This window comes from Metaplanococcus flavidus (assembly GCF_042675885.1).
GTDB lineage: Bacteria > Bacillota > Bacilli > Bacillales_A > Planococcaceae > Planococcus > Planococcus flavidus.
In genome coordinates this window covers 25074-43399 of the sequence record NZ_JBHTKI010000008.1, presented here as the reverse complement: position 1 = coordinate 43399, position 18326 = coordinate 25074, and the positions used below count along the sequence as shown (strand labels likewise).

The following is an 18326-nucleotide window of genomic DNA, read 5'->3' as shown; positions in this document are numbered from 1 at the left end:
AAATGAAAGTGTTTATCGAAACTTTGGATACAGAAAATTATCGGTGGATCGATACCCGGTATGAGCTAGGAAAACCTGAATCAGGCAAACACCTTTACGACCAGGAACATATAAAAGGGGCAATCTACTGGGATCTCGAAAAGGATTTGAGTGATATGGCGTCTCCTGAAGGCCGCCATCCGATGCCTTCCCACCGCCAATTGGAGGAGCTTGTACGTGCAAGCGGACTTTCTGCTGACGACAATGTAGTAATTTACGACCAGGGTGGCGCACCATATGCCGCCAGAGCATGGTGGCTATTGAAGTATTGCGGATTTGAAAATGTCTATATCAGCAAAAGCGGATTCCGGGAATTGAAAGAAAAAGGCGCTGATGTGACTGAACAAGTGCCGCAATTCAAACCTTCTGAATTTGTGCCGGATTTCAACAGCAGCATTTATGCTGACCGTCAATATGTGAAAAACATCATTAAGGGTGAAGAACTTGGAATTCTTCTTGATGCAAGATCACCTGAACGCTATGCCGGTATTGAAGAGCCAATCGACCCTGTGGCAGGCAGAATTCCCGGAGCCCATAACTTTGACTGGAGCCAGCTTGTAAAAGGCGGTAAATTTGATACCGAAACGGATTTTTCCGCAGTGGCCCAAGCGCATGAGCCTGTTGTTGTTTATTGCGGCAGCGGCGTTACAGCTGCTCCACTTTATGCGATGCTGGCCGAGAAGGACCACGACTCGATCCGGCTTTATACAGGAGGCTATTCTGATTGGATCACGGATGCAGAAAACGAAGTGGAAATCGACCGCGGCAAACATCCGGAAGCTTCAGATGATGATACTCGGGCAATTCTTGCCAAGCTCATCGAAGAAGGCTATAGCGGTGAGATGTTGATGAAGAAGTACGAATACGAGAAATCTTTGCTGCAGGACAAGCAATGAATTAGAAATCTGTCGAAGTAAAATAAAGACGGTGTATCGGATTTTCTCCGATACACCGTCTTTATTAATGGTGAATTTAAGTTATTCATGCTTTTCCAGAAGCAATTGGATAATCTGATGGTTTTCCATTTCCTTTACAGTGATCGTGTGGCCGGGAAGTTCCACTGAACCGCCTTCGACAATTTCAGTGTTCATCATTTGTACCCAGCCGCCGATGGTGTCGACGTCTTCGCTGTCATAGAAATTCAGCGCAAAGCGTTCTTCGAGGTCGGACAATAACACCCGCCCACTCAGGAGGTAATTGTGCGGATCGATAGTTTTAATTTCATCGGTTTCGTCTTCATCAAATTCATCGCGGATTTCCCCGACGATTTCCTCAAGAATATCTTCCATCGTGATAACACCAGCTGTACCGCCGTACTCATCAACAACAATGGCCATATGGATATGCTCTTTCTGCATCTTCACCAAAACATCCTGTATTGGCGCCATATCGTGCAGGAAGGGGATATTATGAATAACGACACTTTTTTTCAAGTCCATTTCTTGCGTATAATTTGTCAGCATTTCTTTGACATTGATAAAACCGACAATATCATCTTTATCTCCTTGTTCAGTGACCGGGTAGCGTGTGTATTGATGCTCTTTTACTATTTCCATAAGGTCGTCATGATCCATTTCCAGCGAGATGGTCTCCATTTGCGTTCTGGGAATCATGATATCTTTTGCCATTCTTTCATCGAATGAAAAAATGTTCTGGAGATAGGAAAGCTCTGTCTGATTGATTTCACCGCTATTATAGCTTTGTGTCATGATGATTTTCAGGTCTTCTTCAGAATGTGCCTGGTCGTAACCGACATTACTGATGCCGCCAATCCGCAGTAAACCTTTTGAAGCGCCGGTCATCAAACGGATGGCAGGTTTCATAAGCATGCCGGAAAAATAAAGCGGCTTTGCAATTTTCATTGCAATGCTTTCAGCGTTCTGAATGGCCATTGACTTCGGTGTCATTTCACCGAGTACGACATGGAGAAAGGCTATAACGGCGAAAGCCACACCAAATGACAGAATTGTGATGACCGGTTCGGTAAGGTTTGCCATTTCGAACAACGGCCGCAGCATCCGTTCAACTGCCGGCTCGCCCAACCAACCGAGTCCGAGGGCGGATATCGTGATGCCCAATTGGCAGACTGAAAGATAATAATCCAGGTGATCTAGAATTTTTTGGGTGGTCACTGCGTTTCTATTGCCTTCTGAAATCAATTGATCGACGCGTGAAATGCGAACTTTTATAATCGAAAATTCGGCTGCCACAAAAAAAGCTGTCAGCGCTATTAAGAGCGCCATAATACATAAATTTAAGATAAGTAAACTGTCCAATTAATCCTCCTTTTTAAGGAGGTTCACCTCTGCTTTCCAAATATGGAACAATTATAACATATACCGGTATATCATAATGCTGCGAAGGGTCTGACAGGGATTTTTGAATTTTATTGCAGGAATTATTGAATATATTGAGATTTCAACTTATTATGAATGAGAGAAGAGGAGTGATCATTTGAATACTTTGTGGCACGGTGGAAAAATTTATACAATGACGGCAGAGGGAGAGACAGTGGAAGCTGTTCTTGTTTCTGACGGAAAGATAGAAGCAACAGGTTCCTATGGGGAATTAAAAGAAAGAGCTGATCAGGAAATCGATCTGAAAGGAAAAGTGCTTTATCCCGGGTTCGTCGACAGCCATATGCACATGATCGGCCATGGGGAAAAATTATTGCGGGTCGATCTTTCGAAAATTGATTCTTCAGATGATATGAAACAACAATTAATAAAGTCTACAGATGGTCTCGCGGATGATCAATGGTTTATCGGAGAAGGATGGAATGAAAACAATTTTCCTGACCGCAAGATATTCCATAAACTTGAACTGGATGAGATTTCGATATCGCCGATGCTGTTGAAGCGTGTCTGCCGACATGCAATACTGGCAAACTCAAGTGCTTTGGCTCTGGCTGGCATTACGAAAGATACGCCCGACCCCGAAGGCGGACTGATTGTACGCGACGCCGACGGTGAACCCACCGGTTATTTGTTGGATGCGGCGCAGGAGCTGGTTGCGAACGAAGTGCCGGAAGTGAGTGTGGATTATTTGACGAAGGCACTGCAAACTTCAGTCGATGATCTGCTGTCGCTCGGTCTTACAGGTGCACACACAGAAGACATGGGCTATTATGGCCATTATTCAAAACCGTTGCAGGCATTTAAAAATGTTTTGGGAAGAGAAACAAAGTTCCGGGCACATTTGCTGCGGGCTCACAGTGCTTTTGAGGAAATGATGGAAAACGCAAGCTACCTGGAGCCGTTTGTGGATCCGGGCCCAATAAAAATATTTGCGGATGGCTCCATCGGCGGCCGCACGGCTTTGCTCAGCAAGCCTTATAACGATGATCCTTCCACAGATGGGGTGGCGATTCACTCCGATGAAGAACTGCAACGACTGGTTTCTGTAGCCCGCAAACACGGAGAAGCGATTGCCATCCACGTCATCGGTGATCTTGGGATGGAGAAAGCGTTGGATGCAATTGAAACTCATCCTGTGCCACAAGGCAAACGTGATCGATTGATTCACAGTATGGTGCTCCGTGAAGATCTTGTTGAGCGGATGGAGAAATTGAATGTCGTTCTCGATATTCAGCCTAGCTTTGTTACATCGGATTTTCCCTGGGTCGTTGAACGCCTCGGAGAAGAACGCCTCGAATGGTCTTATACATGGAAAAAATTATTGGATCGCGGATTGATTTGTGCAGGAGGTTCTGACGCGCCAATAGAGGAAGTGGACCCGAAAGAGGGCATCTATGCCGCAGTGACCCGCCGTAAGCCATATGAGGCGCATGAAGGCTATATGCCGGAAGAAAAGTTAAGCCGTTTCAAAGCGATTCAACTTTATACAAGCGGCAGCGCAGCAGCAATCTGCAAAGAAGATTCCAGAGGGCTGATAGCAGAGGATTTTGATGCGGATTTCACTGTTTTTGACCGGGACCTGTTTGATGGACATGAAGAACAATTGCTCGAAGCACAGGTCGAACTGACAGTTGTAGCCGGGGAAATTATGTTCGAGAGGAGCAATTGACGATGGATGCTTATATCGTAACCGGGGCATCGAAAGGAATCGGCCTTGCCCTTACCAAAGTACTCACGGATAAAGGTCACACAGTTATTGGGATTGCCCGGTCGCAGCCGGTAAATTGGCCGGGGACCAAATTAATCCCTTTTGATTTATTGGACACTCTGCGCATTCCGGATTTAATGCAGGAAATTTTCACTCATATTCCTGCAAGCTGTGATTCTGTCACACTGATCAATAACGCCGGAACTGTAACGCCAATCGGCTTTTCGGGCAATAACGATGCAGCTGACATCAGCCAAAGCATTGCGTTGAATCTGACGGCTCCGATGGTTTTAAGCGGTGCCTTTATCAGGGAAGCCGATAAGCTGGATTCCAAAAAAATAATTCTCAATATTTCTTCGGGGGCTGGGCGGAAAGCTTATGAAGGCTGGAGTGCTTATTGCGCCGGAAAAGCGGGGCTGGATCATTTCAGCGTTTGTGTGCAGAAGGAATATGGAGATGTAAAAGTATTGTCCATTGCACCGGGAATCATTGATACTGATATGCAAGGTGAAATCAGAGAGAGCTCTGAATCTGAATTTCCGTTAATTGAGAACTTCAAAGAATATAAAAAACAGGGTTTGCTCAGTACACCTGAAGAAACGGCCCAAAAACTGGTGCGCCTTTTTGAAAGAGAAGATTTCGGGGCACTCGATACTATCCTCGACATCAGGGACTTCGATTAAAACGTCCGGCATGCCGAAATTATCGATGAAGGGGGAACGATAATGAATTCAATACCGTCGAACATTCTGGCTCTTCTGGCAGATGCCGATCATGCTGGTGTGAATATGAAAAGTCCGAAAGCTGTTGTGACCCATTTACTGGCACATGGGGAGAAAGAATCGATTCTCTATTTTTACAAACCGAACAGCCTCGAGTTCGACTTTGATAAATACAATAAAGCAGTCGAAGTTATGAAAGAGCAGAAAAATTAGGAAAAACGTCTCCACTAGCCAGTTCCAGGCTGCAGGAGACGTTTTTATTTTGGTGCTATTTACCGCCTAGAAGGTCGAACAATCCTCCGGCTGCGCTTCCTTCGCCTTTCGAGCGGCCGGCCGGATTTTGTGGGGCAGCGGCGAATACTTTACTGGCAAGACGGCTGAACGGCAACGATTGCACCCAAACGCTGCCGGGACCGCGCAAGGTTGCTAAAAAGAGTCCTTCTCCTCCGAAAAGAGCTGTCTTGACACCCGACACCGTCTCGATATTGTATTCCACATCGGACGTCATCGCGACGAGGCATCCGGTATCAACTCGCAGTACCTCGCCTTTTTGCAGATTTTTGCGGGACAATGTGCCGCCGGCGTGGATAAAAGACATGCCATCGCCTTCAAGTTTTTGCATGATAAAGCCTTCGCCGCCAAAAAAGCCGGTGCCAAGTTTCCGTTGAAATTCAACACCGATTGATACGCCTTTGGCTGCTGCCAAAAAAGCATCTTTCTGGCAAATGATTTTGCCGCCAAGTCTGCTTAAATCCAGGGGTACTATTTTCCCGGGGTAAGGAGAAGCAAATGACACGGTGCGTTTTCCACTTGCTTGATTAGTGAAAGCAGTCATAAAAAGGCTTTCACCGGTTATGATCCTTTTGCCGGCACCAAGCAATTTGCCCATCATTCCGCTGTTGTTGCTGCTTTCAGAACCATCTCCGAAAATAGTGTCCATGACAATGCCATCTTCCATCATCATCAACGAACCCGCTTCCGCTATGACTGTTTCATCCGGATCCAGTTCCACTTCAACAAATTGCATATCGTCCCCGTACAATTTAAAATCGATTTCATGATTATTCATCCCATACCTCCTCTGTATATTTTGGTTCTCTTTCTACTATAGCTGTAAAATTGGTGGAAATGAACGATTATTTTTCACTTGGAGTATCGTTTCACTGTTTGAAGGTGCTATATATTATAAATTAAAGAACCAGTTATATTTATATTGCTTCAGTGCTTTGGAAAGAGCCAAGATTATGCTCCTGCGTAAGCTCGTCGCAAAGGAGGCACTATCTTCGTATGACACACCTTGGCTCCCACCACAAGCCGAGAAGACCACTCTGCTCCGCCCAGTCCTGAAACTCGCCGGCGCAGATGCCAAGATATGGAGCAAAACAGCGAAGACGCCCAGGGGGCCAAGCGAAGTGCTGAGATCCACTCGGGCGAAGTGAAACGAGACCGAGTTAGCTCAGCGCGAGCCCCAGGCAAGCGAAGCTGTTTTGCGGAATATCGACTACTATATGTCTATTAGTTCAACATATATAGTAATAGTTTCACTCATCTAATCAATGCCTGCCATAGACTATATCGAATGTTCCGAAAACATGGTAAGATTTAAGAAAATCTTTATATGGGAGAAGTGAAGAAATGGGGACCTTTTTATCTTTGGCAATAATAGCAACAGCAATCTTTGCTGCATACGCTCTAAAGAAATTTTATGACCGGCCTTACATCGTGAATTTTGCCCTTGCAGCGATGCTGTTGCTGATTGTCGTCAGAACGTTAATGCTGCAGCCGATTACTGGGCTTGGGTACGCGGCAATAATTATATGTACCATAGCGGGAATTTTCCAGGCATTTTTGGGAGTAAAAAGTATTAAAGCGTCTCAACAAATGGAAGCATAAGTTTAAGAATCCCGTTTTTGGGATTCTTTTTTATTGGGAAAATGTGGTTTAATAACCTTTTTGCTCACTTATATCAAGTTTATGATCAATTTTTTAGAATTTTTAGAATATAGGTCTTTCATATCAAAATAAGTTTAGTATAATGAATATAATCGCATAGTTAATATACATATACTGAATAAGGAGGAGTTTTATGGAGCCTAGGCGAAGCAGAAAGGAATTCCGGAAAACAAAGCATTATAAAGAGACCGGTCTATCCTATGGCGTATCGAATTTGGATGCCAGACCGCTTGACCGAGAAGGCAGTAAATTTCTTGACTTTCTGATGCATATTTTTTTGTTTGTATTGGGTGGAATCATTCTTTGCGGAATGCTTATAGCCCTTTTGACATTCAGCTGAAACGTATTTATTACAACAGACAGTCAAAAGAGGGGGATTTTGAATGATCCGTTATCCAGCCGGCAAGTTGAGGACGATAGGAGTGACTGCCCCATCTTCAGGTGTTGAAAAAGAGCTTCACCACTTATTGGAGCAGACGATCAGCCGCCAAAAGGAAAAAGGGTATGACGTAAAAATCGGGAATACGGCATGGACGCAGCATGATGCAAAATCTGCGCCAGCTGACGAAAGAGCAAAAGAATTTATGGACATGATGGAGGACTCTGATATAGATGCCATTATACCCCCGTGGGGCGGAGAACTGCTGATTGAAATTCTTGAACATTTGAATTTCAATGAAATGGAACCGAAATGGGTACTGGGTTATTCGGATGTCAGTCTTCTGCTTCTCGCTATAACATTGAATACGGGGATTGCTACTGCTCACGGTACCAATATCATCGACTTGCGTGGTCCGGAGACTGACGAAACGACGGCAAAATGGATCGAGGTTCTCAGCACTGCAAGCGGAGGGGAAATAGTGCAATTTTCATCCGATTTCTTCCAAAAAAGATGGGAACATGATAATCCTTCACCGCACGTCTTTCATCTGACAGAGAGAACCGAATGGAAGACAGTTTCAGCGGCTAAACTGAATTTCAGCGGCCGATTGCTAGGGGGATGCGTGGATGTGATCCACCATATTGCAGGAACTCCTTATGGAAATATCGCGGCTTTCAGGGAAAAACATATTCCCGGAGAACCCGTTATCTGGTATCTGGAAAACTGTGAAATGTCGGTCGCGGATTTGAAGCGTTCGTTAATACAGATGAAATATGCCGGATGGTTTGATAATTGTTCCGGAATCCTATTTGGCAGAAGCCCGGCAAATCATCCTACTGAAAATTATACAGCAGACAAAATGTATCGGGAGCTGGAAAAAGAGCTTGGCATTCCGGTCCTCTATGATGTGGATTGTGGCCATATGCCTCCGCAGATTATTTTTGTTAACGGGGCTTATGCAGAAGTGGAATTTCAGGACGGCAAAGGGAAAGTCACCCAGCGTTTCGTATGAAATAATACGAATCCTTTGTATTTTCAATTCCTATGACCATGATTATTGCAGAAAGAAACTATAGAACAAAAGCTGGTGGGAAAGTTTGAAAAGTGAATTAGTTACTGGTTTGTAATCCGGAAAGCAGGTGCTGGATGAGGAATTCAACGATGGTTGCCTTATTTGTATCATTATTTTTATTACTCGGATTTCCCATGATTTTCATGATCCTTACGATGTTCACCGATCAATGGATTTATCTGGTTTTCGGATCCGTGCCCTCAATAATGACGGGTACAGCCGGTATCTATTTCATACTGCAGCATTCCAGAAAAACCGGCACCGCAGAAGATACAGCCCTCGAAGGCCCAAGAAATGATGAAACTTTCAAGTAAATCATTGATATCAAATTAAGCGGACGGCATACTCGCCGTCCGCTTTTCAGGCTGTCGAGAGGGTTTCTTGACAGCCTAAAAAGCAGGCTCCATGGGGGAGCCTGCTTTTCGTCTACTTTTTATGGTTGTCCTGCTGTCTGCCGCTGAATAGCGTATACAGATTATAAATCGCGAAAATGACTGCCACCGTAACGATTACAATAGAAATAATCGGATATACCGAAGGCCCATTGTCTATGATATCGCCAATTCTGGTGAAAATAATCCAAGGTCCGATGACGAGGATAAAAATATCAAGTGCAGTGCCCAATTTAGTTCTCATGATTTTCCTCCAATAGCTTATACTCCCTTTATCTTATCAGAAAATGCTGCCATCTTGGCGATTGAATAAAGAAATATAGTATTTTTTGCAATAAATATATAATATTTCATATATTCGAGCGAAGGGCAGTACCTGCCAAATCATGTGCGGCACGGTTCTGGGAATCCGGAATCCATTTAATAAAGCAATGGGAGAACGACTTCGACAATATTAAGGCTTCCTCAAGCAGCGGTTTGTACTTCGGGTTTTTGATGAATTCCCTTTCAAACGCATCGACGACCACTTGGGAATCCGATTTTATGGACACCATTTCCGTGGTCAACTCTGCCGCAAGCTGCAGTCCTTTTACCAATGCTGTAAACTCCGCCACATGATTATCCATTTCTCCGACAAATTCATTCTGTTTGATCAAATGGCCTTCGCCACGGATAAAAATGCCGACTGCACTGACTTTTGGGGAGCCTGCAGTGGCGGCGTCGATGAATACTTCAAGCATTTGCTACACCTTCTTTTCATCAATCGGTGTGATCCATTTTGCGAGATAACCAAATGGTGTATCAAGAAGCGACACGATAAATTTGAGAACGTAAGTTGAAATGAAAATTTGCAGCCAGACATCAAAAGGAAAGACACCGTAAAATGCGATGCTGGTGAAAATCAGTGTATCGAGCAATTGGCTCAATAAGGTGGAACCGTTATTGCGGATCCAGAACTGGCTGTCTTTCGGAAATAATTTCCGCAGAGCAGAGAAGATCATTACATCGATGTGCTGGCTTGCCAGATAGGCAATCATGCTGGCGATGGCAATCTGCGGTACCAGGCCGAAAATAGTTTCTAAAGAACCGTGGGCAAAATCACTGTCATCGGGGATAAACTTCAAGCCGAATTGCATGACGATGACCATGACGAGCAGAGAAAAGAAACCTAGCCAAACAGCTTTTTTTGCTTCTTTTTTACCGTACTTTTCATTCAGGATATCTGTCGCCAAAAAAGTGGACGCATAAAGGCTGTTACCCAGCGTAGCCGTCAATCCGATAATTTCAATCGTTTTGGTGACCTGGATATTCGCCAGAATGGTGGACATGGCGACCCAGGCGAATAATCCTGCTTTACCGAAAAATTTATACATGACAAGCAGCATTATAAAATTGGCCAGGACAAAGCCCAAGCCTAAAAACTCATTAAACAAAATATGTTCCTCCTTAGTTTTGATAGAGCGGGAGTTCACGAACCGCTTGAAAAAGTGAAAATTATCCTTTGATAGTATAACTATTGTTGGTATAAAAAACAAACAAGTAGTAAAATGATGAAACGGCAATTTTATAAGAGGTGACTTTGTGAATAAATTATCAATCATCAATGAAATAGACGAAATGTTAAATACGTATTGCGAGGGTTGTTTCGTGAGGACGCAAATCCGTAAAGACCAGGGCAAGACAGCTGCCCATCGGTTCTGCATCAGCAATTGCACCATCGGCACCCAACTGCAGTTCTTAGGCAATGAGTTGAATAAAACAGGAACAACCAAATAAAGCGAAGGTGTCCGGTGCGAATTCTTAATTTGTGCCGGGCTTTTTTATATACAAAATAAATAACGTCGTTTCCCTTATCATGAACATTATTTATTCAGTCTAAAAGTTAATTTGGCAAATAATTATTTATTAATGTCAAAAAACTGTTATAGCAACATTGTCGGAGATTATTACTGATTCCTTAGTCATGTAAAATGTTTGGAAAATTCCGGTATAGGAAATAGTATACTTATTAGTATTTTGAAATATTGCTAAAGGAGTGTTGATTAATGACGAATACGACCAATCAAGGACAATTGACAGCTATATTGGGCTGGAGCCTGCCAGCGATAGAGGCAGTGGATAAATTGAACCGCCCCTATGTTGTAGTAGGTCCACCGGATTTCCAGGGGTTTGCGGATGAAAATGATATTAATTTTATTGCATGGGACTTTGACCGGCTGAATGAAGGCTCCGAAGAACTTTATCAGCGCCTGAAAGAAATGGATACAAAAGTGGCAGTCCCTATTTATGAGGAAACAGTGGAGTGGGCTGGGGCCTTGAATGCCCGATTATTTGATGATCCACGCGCTTTTAACCGTTCGCTTCTTCTCCGCGATAAAGGGCTGATGAAGCGGAAAGCCCAAATGGCAGGTATTCGTGTAGGAGTTTTTGAAGAAGCCAACTCGAAAGATGACATCCATAGATTTTTAAAACGTGTAAATGATGCTTTGATAAAGATTGACGGGGATCTTAATGATCCAATTCACATAAAACCATTAAACAAAGCGGGCACAGTGGGCCATATGATGATCCGGGATGCCGCTGATATTGATATGATGGGCGAAATGGAATTTCCTTATCTTATGGAAAGCCATTTGGACGGCCAGGAATTCTCGTGTGAAGCATTTATTCATAATGGCAAGATTCAATTCCTCAATATTACCGAATATGTGAAGCTTGGACATTCGAATTTTGTTCCGGCGTCACCCGCACTCGAAGAATGGCGTCCACAAATCCAGAACCAAATCCAAAAACTGGTTGATGCTTTTGAAATAAAATATGGTGTCATCCATCCCGAATACTTCATTTCCCACGATGGAACGATCAATTTTGGTGAGGTCGCAGCACGCGTGCCCGGCGGACATATTTTTGATTTGATAGAAAGAGCGTATGGATTCAACGCGTTCCAGGCACAGATCCTGTGCAGCGACCCGGATACGACACAGGAAGAGCTGGATGAATTTTTCCCTGAAGAAGTGACATCAGCAAAAGGCTATGCAGGAAGTTTGATGGTTTATCCACGTGTACGTCTTGTAGAAAAACTGGAAATTCCGGAAGAATTGAAGAATGACAGCTATTTCGATAAACACGACCTGTTCATTCCAGTGACATCCAAAGTCGCTGAACGGGTCGGCTTCGGCAATCATTACGGCACCATTTTCTTTTTCGGGGAAGATAGTGAGCGCATGAAAGAATTGCTGGAGCAATATGAAAACTACGATTTCTATAATTAAACATAATGGGGGAATGGATATGGCAACTGAATCAGCAGTTAAAGAGAGATTTCAAAAAGCACTGAATACATTGGGAGAAGCTAAACCTTTTGCGAAAAGCATGTATCAGACTGAGGTTTTTCAAATAGCCCAGGAACTGGCTTCGACCGATGATGGAATAGAGACTTTATATGGGTTTGCACCAAAATTTGATGAAGCCGGTGTGTTCCACGGCGGCCCATGGTCCGATGCGACCAGCCTGGAAGCTCCGTTCGTCGGTGGCTCATTAAAGATCAAAGGGGTTAACTCAGTAGTCGAGCTGATGAGCGAGTTGCGGATGCTTTCCATAATTGAAGGGTTTTATGAACATGAAGAAGTGCCGCCAGAGGAAGCTTACGCATTTCTCAATGAAGTTCTGGCGCTTAATCTTGATTTTCTGTTTCCGCCTGAAACTGAAGAAGCTCGAGTTGCAGGAGGAGAACATATAGAACGGGGAGAACGGCTTTTTCGTTTTCTTGGCAACAAGCTCTCTTATAAAGCAGTAGCGGATAAATTGGTGGAAGAAATTGAACGGTTGACCGTACAACGTCCCATCATGGTGGAACGCATTATCAAAATGATTGAAACTGCCGTTCAAATGCTGGATGAGGACATTGAAGAAAGTACGAAAAATAAATTGCTGTCATTTGAAAAAGCTGTTTCTGCTCCAACGCCTTTGACTGAAGAAGTAACAAATTTAAAAGAATACCAGAAAAAACTGACAGAAATGGATGAGCAATCTTTGTTGGCTGAAGCTACTATATTCAGAGAGTCAATGGAAGCTACTGGGCTTGTTGCTCCTGCCCATGCGATTCTTTTGCGCCACTTAAACCGCAGGTATCCGGACCTGGTGCCTGAAGCTCTGGGACTTACAGAAATGGGGATTGCAAGTTATAACGCTAATTCCGATCTGATCCGTGATGTAATCCAAATTGCTGTCCATCCTGCGACAAGTAAAGTGATCTACGGCTTAACCCGTATGCTGGACCGGGGAATTTTGGCGCAAGATCCGATTTTGCCGGCACTCAGAAGGTTATTTGAAATTGATTTTCATCCCGATGTCCGGAAAATGATCATGAAAAGTGAATACCGCAAAGCGGGAATTACGCCAAATGGAGTTTTGGTCGGAGGCGTCATCAGCGTTCTTGGTCAACCGCTCGGAATTGGCCAGGGACTTAATCCTACCTGCCAATCGGCGAGAGCCCTTTCGTTATGGGCACAGCATGGAATTGGGCAATTGCTCGAATATATTGCGCGGGCAGTCCGTGAAAATGATATTGACATGACTTTTGAAGGTGTGCCGATTCATTCAAATGCCATAGTGGGCGGAGTCGCCGAAGAAATCCATCATGAACTGGATCCGGTTTCAAGTGTGCTTGTGCCGCATCTTGATAAAATCTATAACGAAATGATGAAAAAGTCGGCATTTCGCGGCGAAGACGGACATAAATGGGTAAATCCCGAATTTTATGGCGAATGGATCCAGCGTGGTTTTGTTAACATCATTGATCCTCTTACAGGCTTTGTCACCGATTACGAAGCATTTGTGCGCTTGTTTTATGCGACACATCACCCAGAATACAACGAAGGTTATGAAATGATTTATCCGAATCCTGTCGGCATTTACATCACGAATGTGCACGGCAATCTTCTCGGACTCCATGCCGTTTCAATTCAGCGGATTGATGAAGATCCCGCTGGAGAATACCGGGTTTACTTCTACAATCCGAATAATGACAGCGGCCAAAATTGGGGCCAGGGAATTGAAACAAGTGTTCAGGGCAAAGGCGAACTCGAAGGCGAAAGCTCCTTGCCATTCCATCAATTCACCGCCCGGATGTATGCTTTCCACTACAATCCTTATGAGCAGGGAGATACGTATATGGTGGAAGATGCAGATGTGGAAAGAATCGAAAAATTATCCAGGGAAAGCTGGGGTAAAACGTATACCTGGATGTAATCAAAAAAAGCAGAAACGGGAAATCCGTTTCTGCTTTTTTTATGAGATTAAATATTTTCTATTTATTCTGAGTCCAGTTGAATTACATTTGCGGCTTGCGGACCACGATTTCCATCAATAATTTCGAATGAGACGGGTTTTCCCTCCAGCAAAGTGCGGAAGCCTTCACCTTTGATGCCGGTGAAGTGGACGAATACATCATCGCCATTATTATACTCAATAAAACCATAACCTTTTTCCGTGTTAAACCATTTCACTATTCCTTGGTGCATGCACGTTCCCCCTCGGTATTGAGTACTTTCGTGGTACCATTAATATAGTAGTAATGGATGGCTTATACTATACAGGAAGCCCGCCAACTCGTCAATTTCACCCGTGAATGATAAAATTTATTACCTAATATTTACAGATAGAGGAGCGGAAAAATGACAGAGCAGATAATCGATAAATGCAGAACACAAGTCAAAGCAATATATGATACATTCGATGCCAGCCATGACTGGCAGCATATCGAACGGGTCCTTGCAAATGCAGAGCGGATTATGGAGCATGAAGCGGCGGATGCTATACTGGTTGAACTGGCAGTTCTGCTGCATGACGTGTCTGACCCCAAATACAAAAAGCAGGGCGAAGACCCCGAGAAAGAAATTCTTGAATCTCTCGGACTTTCAGAAACAATCAAGACTCGAATTGCGGACATTATCCGCCAGGTGTCCTATAAGGGCGGCAACGGAGAAGCAGCGTCAAGCATTGAAGCGATGATTGTCCAGGATGCGGACCGTCTGGACGCTATCGGCGCTGTAGGGATTGCAAGGGCATTTGCCTATGGCGGAGCAAAAGGCCGCAAATTGTATGATTGGGAGGAATTGCCGAGAAGCGGCATGACCGAAGAGGAATATCGAAACATACCGACCAGCAGCACAACCCATTTCTATGAGAAGCTGCTGCTGTTGAAAAACAGGATGACTACGGAGACAGGGAAGCAAATAGCTGATGAACGGCATCAATTTATGCTATCCTTTTTAGAGCAACTTAAAAAAGAAACGGATGGTAATGCATGAGCCACTTAAATATGACGAAACTGACCAAAACGGTTGGAGCAAAGACTTTATTCAAAAATGTTGAATTTTCATTATACCCGGGAGACCGTGCCGGCTTGATCGGCGTCAACGGAACCGGGAAGTCGACTCTCATGTCGATAATCGCAGGCGAGATGGATGCGGATTCGGTATCAATGGACCACCCGAAAAAGTATGAAATCACCTATTTAAAACAAGATCCGGAATTTGATGAATCGCTGACAGTGCTTGAAACGGTTTTCTCCGGTGAATCACCGATTCTTCAATTGAACCGCTCATACGAAGAAGCGTTGAAAAATATGATGACGGATTCCAGTTCTACAGAACTTCAGGAAGAATTGATGAAAATCCAGGAAGGTATGGAACGTGAAAATGCCTGGGACATCAATGCGCTGGCAAAAACTGCACTGATGAAACTCGGCATCGATATGTTCGATCAGTCAATCGGTGAATTGTCTGGTGGCCAGCGTAAACGTGTGGCACTTGCCAAAGCGCTTATCGAGCCGGCCGATTTGATCCTTCTGGATGAACCGACCAACCATCTGGATGCCATTTCCACTGAATGGTTGCAGGAAACCCTGCTGCGCATGAATTCGGCAATGCTGTTTGTAACGCATGACCGTTACTTCCTGGATACGGTATCAACACATATTTTTGAAATCGCTGACCAGACCATGTACACGCATAAAGGGGATTATGGAGATTATTTGGAGAACCGTGCCGTGCGTGAAGAGACGGCGGCCGCTTCCCAGCATAAACTCGAAAACCGTTTCCGCTCTGAGCTGAAATGGATCCGCCGCGGCGCGAAAGCCCGCTCGACCAAACAGAAAGCCAGAATTCAGCGCTTTGACGAAATTAAAGAAAATGTCCATAAGGAAAATGACCATACATCACTCGAACTATCGATGCAGAGCCAGCGACTCGGCAAGAAAATCATCGAAGGTGAAAATGTCGGCATGTCTTTTGGCGACAAGCAGATTTTCAACGGTTTTGACTTCCTTTTACAAGGAGGGGACCGGATTGGAATCGTCGGGCCGAACGGAGCGGGGAAATCCACGCTGATGAAATTGATTGCTGGGGAATACGAACCGACGGAAGGCAAGCTTGAATACGGCAGCACAGTTAAGATTGCCCATTTCACGCAGCATTTGCCGGAAATGAACGAGTCCCAGCGGATGATTGAATATATCCAGGAAATTTCCAATGATTACGAAGCCGAAAAAGGGGTTCGTCTGTCCGCAACACAAATGCTCGAGCGTTTCCTGTTTCCGTCAAACGGCCACGGTACACAAATCGGCAAATTGTCCGGCGGAGAGCGGAAGCGACTGTACCTGTTGAAATTATTGATGGAACAGCCGAATATCCTTCTTTTGGATGAGCCGACAAACGACCTTGATATTCAGACATTGGGAGTTCTGGAAGATTTCCTCGAACAATTTCCGGGTGTCGTGCTGACAATTTCGCATGACCGTTTCTTCCTTGACCGGATTGCCCATAAACTCTGGACAACAGGCACTGGCCGAATTGAAGAATACCAGGGTCTGTACTCAGAATTCATTAAAGAAAAGCAACCCGCGGCAACGACCGAAACCAAAATTCCGGTGGAGGCATTGACGCCGGAAAAACCGAAAACTGAAACAAAAAAGAAAATGAGCTATAAAGAACAGCAGGAATTTGATACGATTCTGGAAGATATTTCCGAGTTGGAATCAAAAATTGAAGAACATGAAAAAGAAATCGCAGCAGCTGGAGCAGATTACGATAAACTGCGTAAACTGACGGCTGAAGTCGATGAACTGACAGCGCAATACGACGCTAAACTCGACCGCTGGACGTACCTCCAGGAAATTGCTGAGGGATAAATATATACTTTATTAACTAAATTATAGAATCAGTACAAATATACCGCTTCGTGACTTTGGAAAAAGCCGAGAAAAACTCGGCTTTTTGCTCTGTCAGCCCAGGGTTGTTCCTAGTACGCAACGGTGCTCAGAGCACTCTCTAGAGATATGGAGCAAAACAGCGAAGTGTTGGCCGAAGGTAGTTCGGCCGACGCTTTGCGACGAAGCAGCGCAGCGATGCAGGAGCACATGTCTTGAATTTATTCGACGCGAGCCCCCAGGCAAGCAAGCTGTTTTGCGGAATATCAGATACAATAGATTTTTATTTAAACAGGAGGGATTTTTGTGAAGATCAAGACGATTGAACCGACACCAAGCCCGAATACGATGAAAGTGATAATAGACCAGGAATTGCCGTTTGGGAAGAGCCATAATTACAGCCAGGACAAAAAAGAAGAGGCACCAAAGGAAATTCAGAACATCCTGTCAATTGAAGGCGTGAAAGGCGTATACCACGTAGCTGATTTTCTGGCAGTGGAACGCAATGCCAAATTTGGCTGGGAGAATATCCTGGCGGACGTTCGACGGGCGCTTGGCGAAGACAGTGAAAACACGGAACAGGAAATTGAATTGGATGAACATTACGGGGAAGTATATGTACACGTGCAGGAATTCAAAGGCATTCCCTTGCAGGTAAAGGTTTTTGACAATAGCTCCGAAGAACGTTTCGGCATGCCCGAACGTTTTGTCACCGCAATGAGCATCGTCATGGACCCGACTGAAGAAAACTACCTGTTGCAGCGCAAATGGGCTGATTATGGTGTCCGTTACGGTGAAAAAGACGAAATAGGCAAAAGTGTGGTCGAAGAAATTGAAGCCGCATACCCACAGGAGCGTCTGGATGCCTTGACCCAAACAAAAGATGCTGAAAAACAGGAAGCCGTTTCCCGCGGCCGCAAAGTGTCGGTCGAGGAATTTGATGTGCCTGAATGGGAAACCAGATTCCAATTGCTCGACCAGATGATTGAAGCCGACAAGGACGATCTGCCGTTGCTGGACAAAGCACTCGATGACGAGAAGATGTCGATTCGCCGCCAGGCTGCGATCTACCTTGGAGATGTCGGTGATAAAGTGGTTGTGCCGCTTATCGAACGGGCGATGAAAGACAAGAGCTGGGCGGTTCGCCGGACTGCCGGAGATACGATAAGCGATCTGGGCTTTGAAGAGTTCGAACCGATCATGATTGAAACATTAAAAGATAAAAACAAGCTGGTACGCTGGCGGGCTGCCATGTTCCTTTATGAAACGGGGACAGCAGCTGCGCTGCCTGCGCTTCACGAGGCTGAAAATGATCCGGAATTTGAAGTGAAACTTCAGGTGAAGATGGCAATTGCCAGAATCGAACAAGGCGAAGAAGCGGAAGGTTCTGTCTGGAAGCAGATGACCGAAGCGCGCCAGGCGATGAAAGATCAAAAATAAATTGAATCCATCTATGATAGCCAGCGGCAATGGGAGCCGCTGGTTTTTTTAT

Annotated in this window: 20 protein-coding genes; 14 read left to right on the top strand and 6 right to left on the bottom strand. The window is 44.6% G+C overall.

The annotated features are described in order from the left end of the window. Positions 1-2 precede the first annotated feature (2 nt). Positions 3-935: a sulfurtransferase gene (locus ACFQ1X_RS05220; protein WP_144836892.1), complete on the top strand. Its 933-nt coding sequence runs from the start codon at positions 3-5 to the stop codon at positions 933-935. A gap of 81 nt (positions 936-1016) precedes the next feature. Here ACFQ1X_RS05220 and ACFQ1X_RS05215 read toward each other — a convergent pair whose 3' ends face one another. Then, positions 1017-2315, bottom strand: coding sequence for a hemolysin family protein (locus ACFQ1X_RS05215; protein WP_144836888.1), 1299 nt, complete (start codon positions 2313-2315; stop codon positions 1017-1019). A 178-nt stretch (positions 2316-2493) separates the two neighbouring features. Between ACFQ1X_RS05215 and ACFQ1X_RS05210 the strand changes: the two genes are divergently transcribed. From ACFQ1X_RS05210 to ACFQ1X_RS05200, 3 genes are read left to right on the top strand one after another with little or no spacing between them, the layout of a single operon-like run. After that, positions 2494-4065, top strand: a complete 1572-nt coding sequence (locus tag ACFQ1X_RS05210; RefSeq protein WP_144836885.1) for an amidohydrolase — start codon at positions 2494-2496, stop codon at positions 4063-4065. 2 nt (positions 4066-4067) lie between these two features. Beyond that, a complete protein-coding gene (locus tag ACFQ1X_RS05205) occupies positions 4068-4787 on the top strand; it encodes an SDR family NAD(P)-dependent oxidoreductase (protein WP_379081648.1) in 720 nt (239 codons plus the stop codon). A gap of 42 nt (positions 4788-4829) precedes the next feature. Next, the gene (locus tag ACFQ1X_RS05200) at positions 4830-5039 is read left to right on the top strand and encodes a hypothetical protein (RefSeq protein ID WP_144836878.1); all 210 of its coding nucleotides are present in this window, start codon (positions 4830-4832) and stop codon (positions 5037-5039) included. Between the two features lie 55 nt (positions 5040-5094). Here the strand turns inward: ACFQ1X_RS05200 and ACFQ1X_RS05195 are convergent, their stop codons facing one another. Then, positions 5095-5895, bottom strand: a complete 801-nt coding sequence (locus tag ACFQ1X_RS05195; protein WP_144836875.1) for a TIGR00266 family protein — start codon at positions 5893-5895, stop codon at positions 5095-5097. 566 nt (positions 5896-6461) lie between these two features. Between ACFQ1X_RS05195 and ACFQ1X_RS05190 the strand changes: the two genes are divergently transcribed. The 4 genes from ACFQ1X_RS05190 to ACFQ1X_RS05175 all read left to right on the top strand — a co-directional run bounded on the left by ACFQ1X_RS05190 (position 6462) and on the right by ACFQ1X_RS05175 (position 8547). Then, positions 6462-6719, top strand: a complete 258-nt coding sequence (locus tag ACFQ1X_RS05190; protein WP_144836872.1) for a hypothetical protein — start codon at positions 6462-6464, stop codon at positions 6717-6719. Between the two features lie 193 nt (positions 6720-6912). Beyond that, complete coding sequence (locus ACFQ1X_RS05185; protein ID WP_144836869.1) at positions 6913-7119, top strand: hypothetical protein; 207 nt, start codon at positions 6913-6915, stop codon at positions 7117-7119. Between the two features lie 43 nt (positions 7120-7162). Further along, a complete protein-coding gene (locus ACFQ1X_RS05180) occupies positions 7163-8173 on the top strand; it encodes a S66 family peptidase (protein ID WP_144836866.1) in 1011 nt (336 codons plus the stop codon). A 134-nt stretch (positions 8174-8307) separates the two neighbouring features. After that, positions 8308-8547, top strand: coding sequence for a hypothetical protein (locus ACFQ1X_RS05175; protein ID WP_144836863.1), 240 nt, complete (start codon positions 8308-8310; stop codon positions 8545-8547). A 112-nt stretch (positions 8548-8659) separates the two neighbouring features. On the opposite strand, the gene ACFQ1X_RS05170 is transcribed toward ACFQ1X_RS05175, so the two are convergent. The 3 genes from ACFQ1X_RS05170 to ACFQ1X_RS05160 form a co-directional block, all read right to left on the bottom strand. After that, complete coding sequence (locus ACFQ1X_RS05170; protein ID WP_144836860.1) at positions 8660-8869, bottom strand: hypothetical protein; 210 nt, start codon at positions 8867-8869, stop codon at positions 8660-8662. A 106-nt stretch (positions 8870-8975) separates the two neighbouring features. Beyond that, on the bottom strand, positions 8976-9365 hold the full coding sequence (locus ACFQ1X_RS05165; protein WP_144836857.1) for a ribonuclease HI family protein: 390 nt from the start codon (positions 9363-9365) through the stop codon (positions 8976-8978). Between the two features lie 3 nt (positions 9366-9368). Continuing rightward, positions 9369-10058, bottom strand: a complete 690-nt coding sequence (locus ACFQ1X_RS05160) for a queuosine precursor transporter (RefSeq protein WP_144836854.1) — start codon at positions 10056-10058, stop codon at positions 9369-9371. Positions 10059-10206: 148 nt separating this feature from the next. On the opposite strand from ACFQ1X_RS05160, the gene ACFQ1X_RS05155 reads away from it, so the two are divergent. The 3 genes from ACFQ1X_RS05155 to ACFQ1X_RS05145 all read left to right on the top strand — a co-directional run bounded on the left by ACFQ1X_RS05155 (position 10207) and on the right by ACFQ1X_RS05145 (position 13875). Next, the gene (locus ACFQ1X_RS05155) at positions 10207-10401 is read left to right on the top strand and encodes a zinc-finger domain-containing protein (protein ID WP_144836851.1); all 195 of its coding nucleotides are present in this window, start codon (positions 10207-10209) and stop codon (positions 10399-10401) included. A gap of 269 nt (positions 10402-10670) precedes the next feature. Further along, the gene (locus tag ACFQ1X_RS05150; RefSeq protein ID WP_144836848.1) at positions 10671-11897 is read left to right on the top strand and encodes an ATP-grasp domain-containing protein; all 1227 of its coding nucleotides are present in this window, start codon (positions 10671-10673) and stop codon (positions 11895-11897) included. Positions 11898-11916: 19 nt separating this feature from the next. After that, complete coding sequence (locus ACFQ1X_RS05145) at positions 11917-13875, top strand: hypothetical protein (protein WP_144836845.1); 1959 nt, start codon at positions 11917-11919, stop codon at positions 13873-13875. Positions 13876-13937: 62 nt separating this feature from the next. Here the strand turns inward: ACFQ1X_RS05145 and ACFQ1X_RS05140 are convergent, their stop codons facing one another. Next, complete coding sequence (locus tag ACFQ1X_RS05140; RefSeq protein ID WP_144836842.1) at positions 13938-14147, bottom strand: cold-shock protein; 210 nt, start codon at positions 14145-14147, stop codon at positions 13938-13940. Positions 14148-14300: 153 nt separating this feature from the next. On the opposite strand from ACFQ1X_RS05140, the gene ACFQ1X_RS05135 reads away from it, so the two are divergent. The 3 genes from ACFQ1X_RS05135 to ACFQ1X_RS05125 all read left to right on the top strand — a co-directional run bounded on the left by ACFQ1X_RS05135 (position 14301) and on the right by ACFQ1X_RS05125 (position 18274). Further along, positions 14301-14936, top strand: a complete 636-nt coding sequence (locus ACFQ1X_RS05135) for an HD domain-containing protein (RefSeq protein WP_144836839.1) — start codon at positions 14301-14303, stop codon at positions 14934-14936. Beyond that, positions 14933-16816 carry an ABC-F family ATP-binding cassette domain-containing protein gene (locus tag ACFQ1X_RS05130; RefSeq protein WP_144836837.1) on the top strand — a complete coding sequence of 628 codons (1884 nt, stop codon included), beginning with the start codon at positions 14933-14935 and terminating at the stop codon, positions 16814-16816. The genes ACFQ1X_RS05135 and ACFQ1X_RS05130 overlap by 4 nt, the downstream gene beginning before the upstream one ends. Before the next feature lie 324 nt (positions 16817-17140). Then, on the top strand, positions 17141-18274 hold the full coding sequence (locus ACFQ1X_RS05125; RefSeq protein ID WP_144836834.1) for a conserved virulence factor C family protein: 1134 nt from the start codon (positions 17141-17143) through the stop codon (positions 18272-18274). Positions 18275-18326 lie beyond the last annotated feature (52 nt).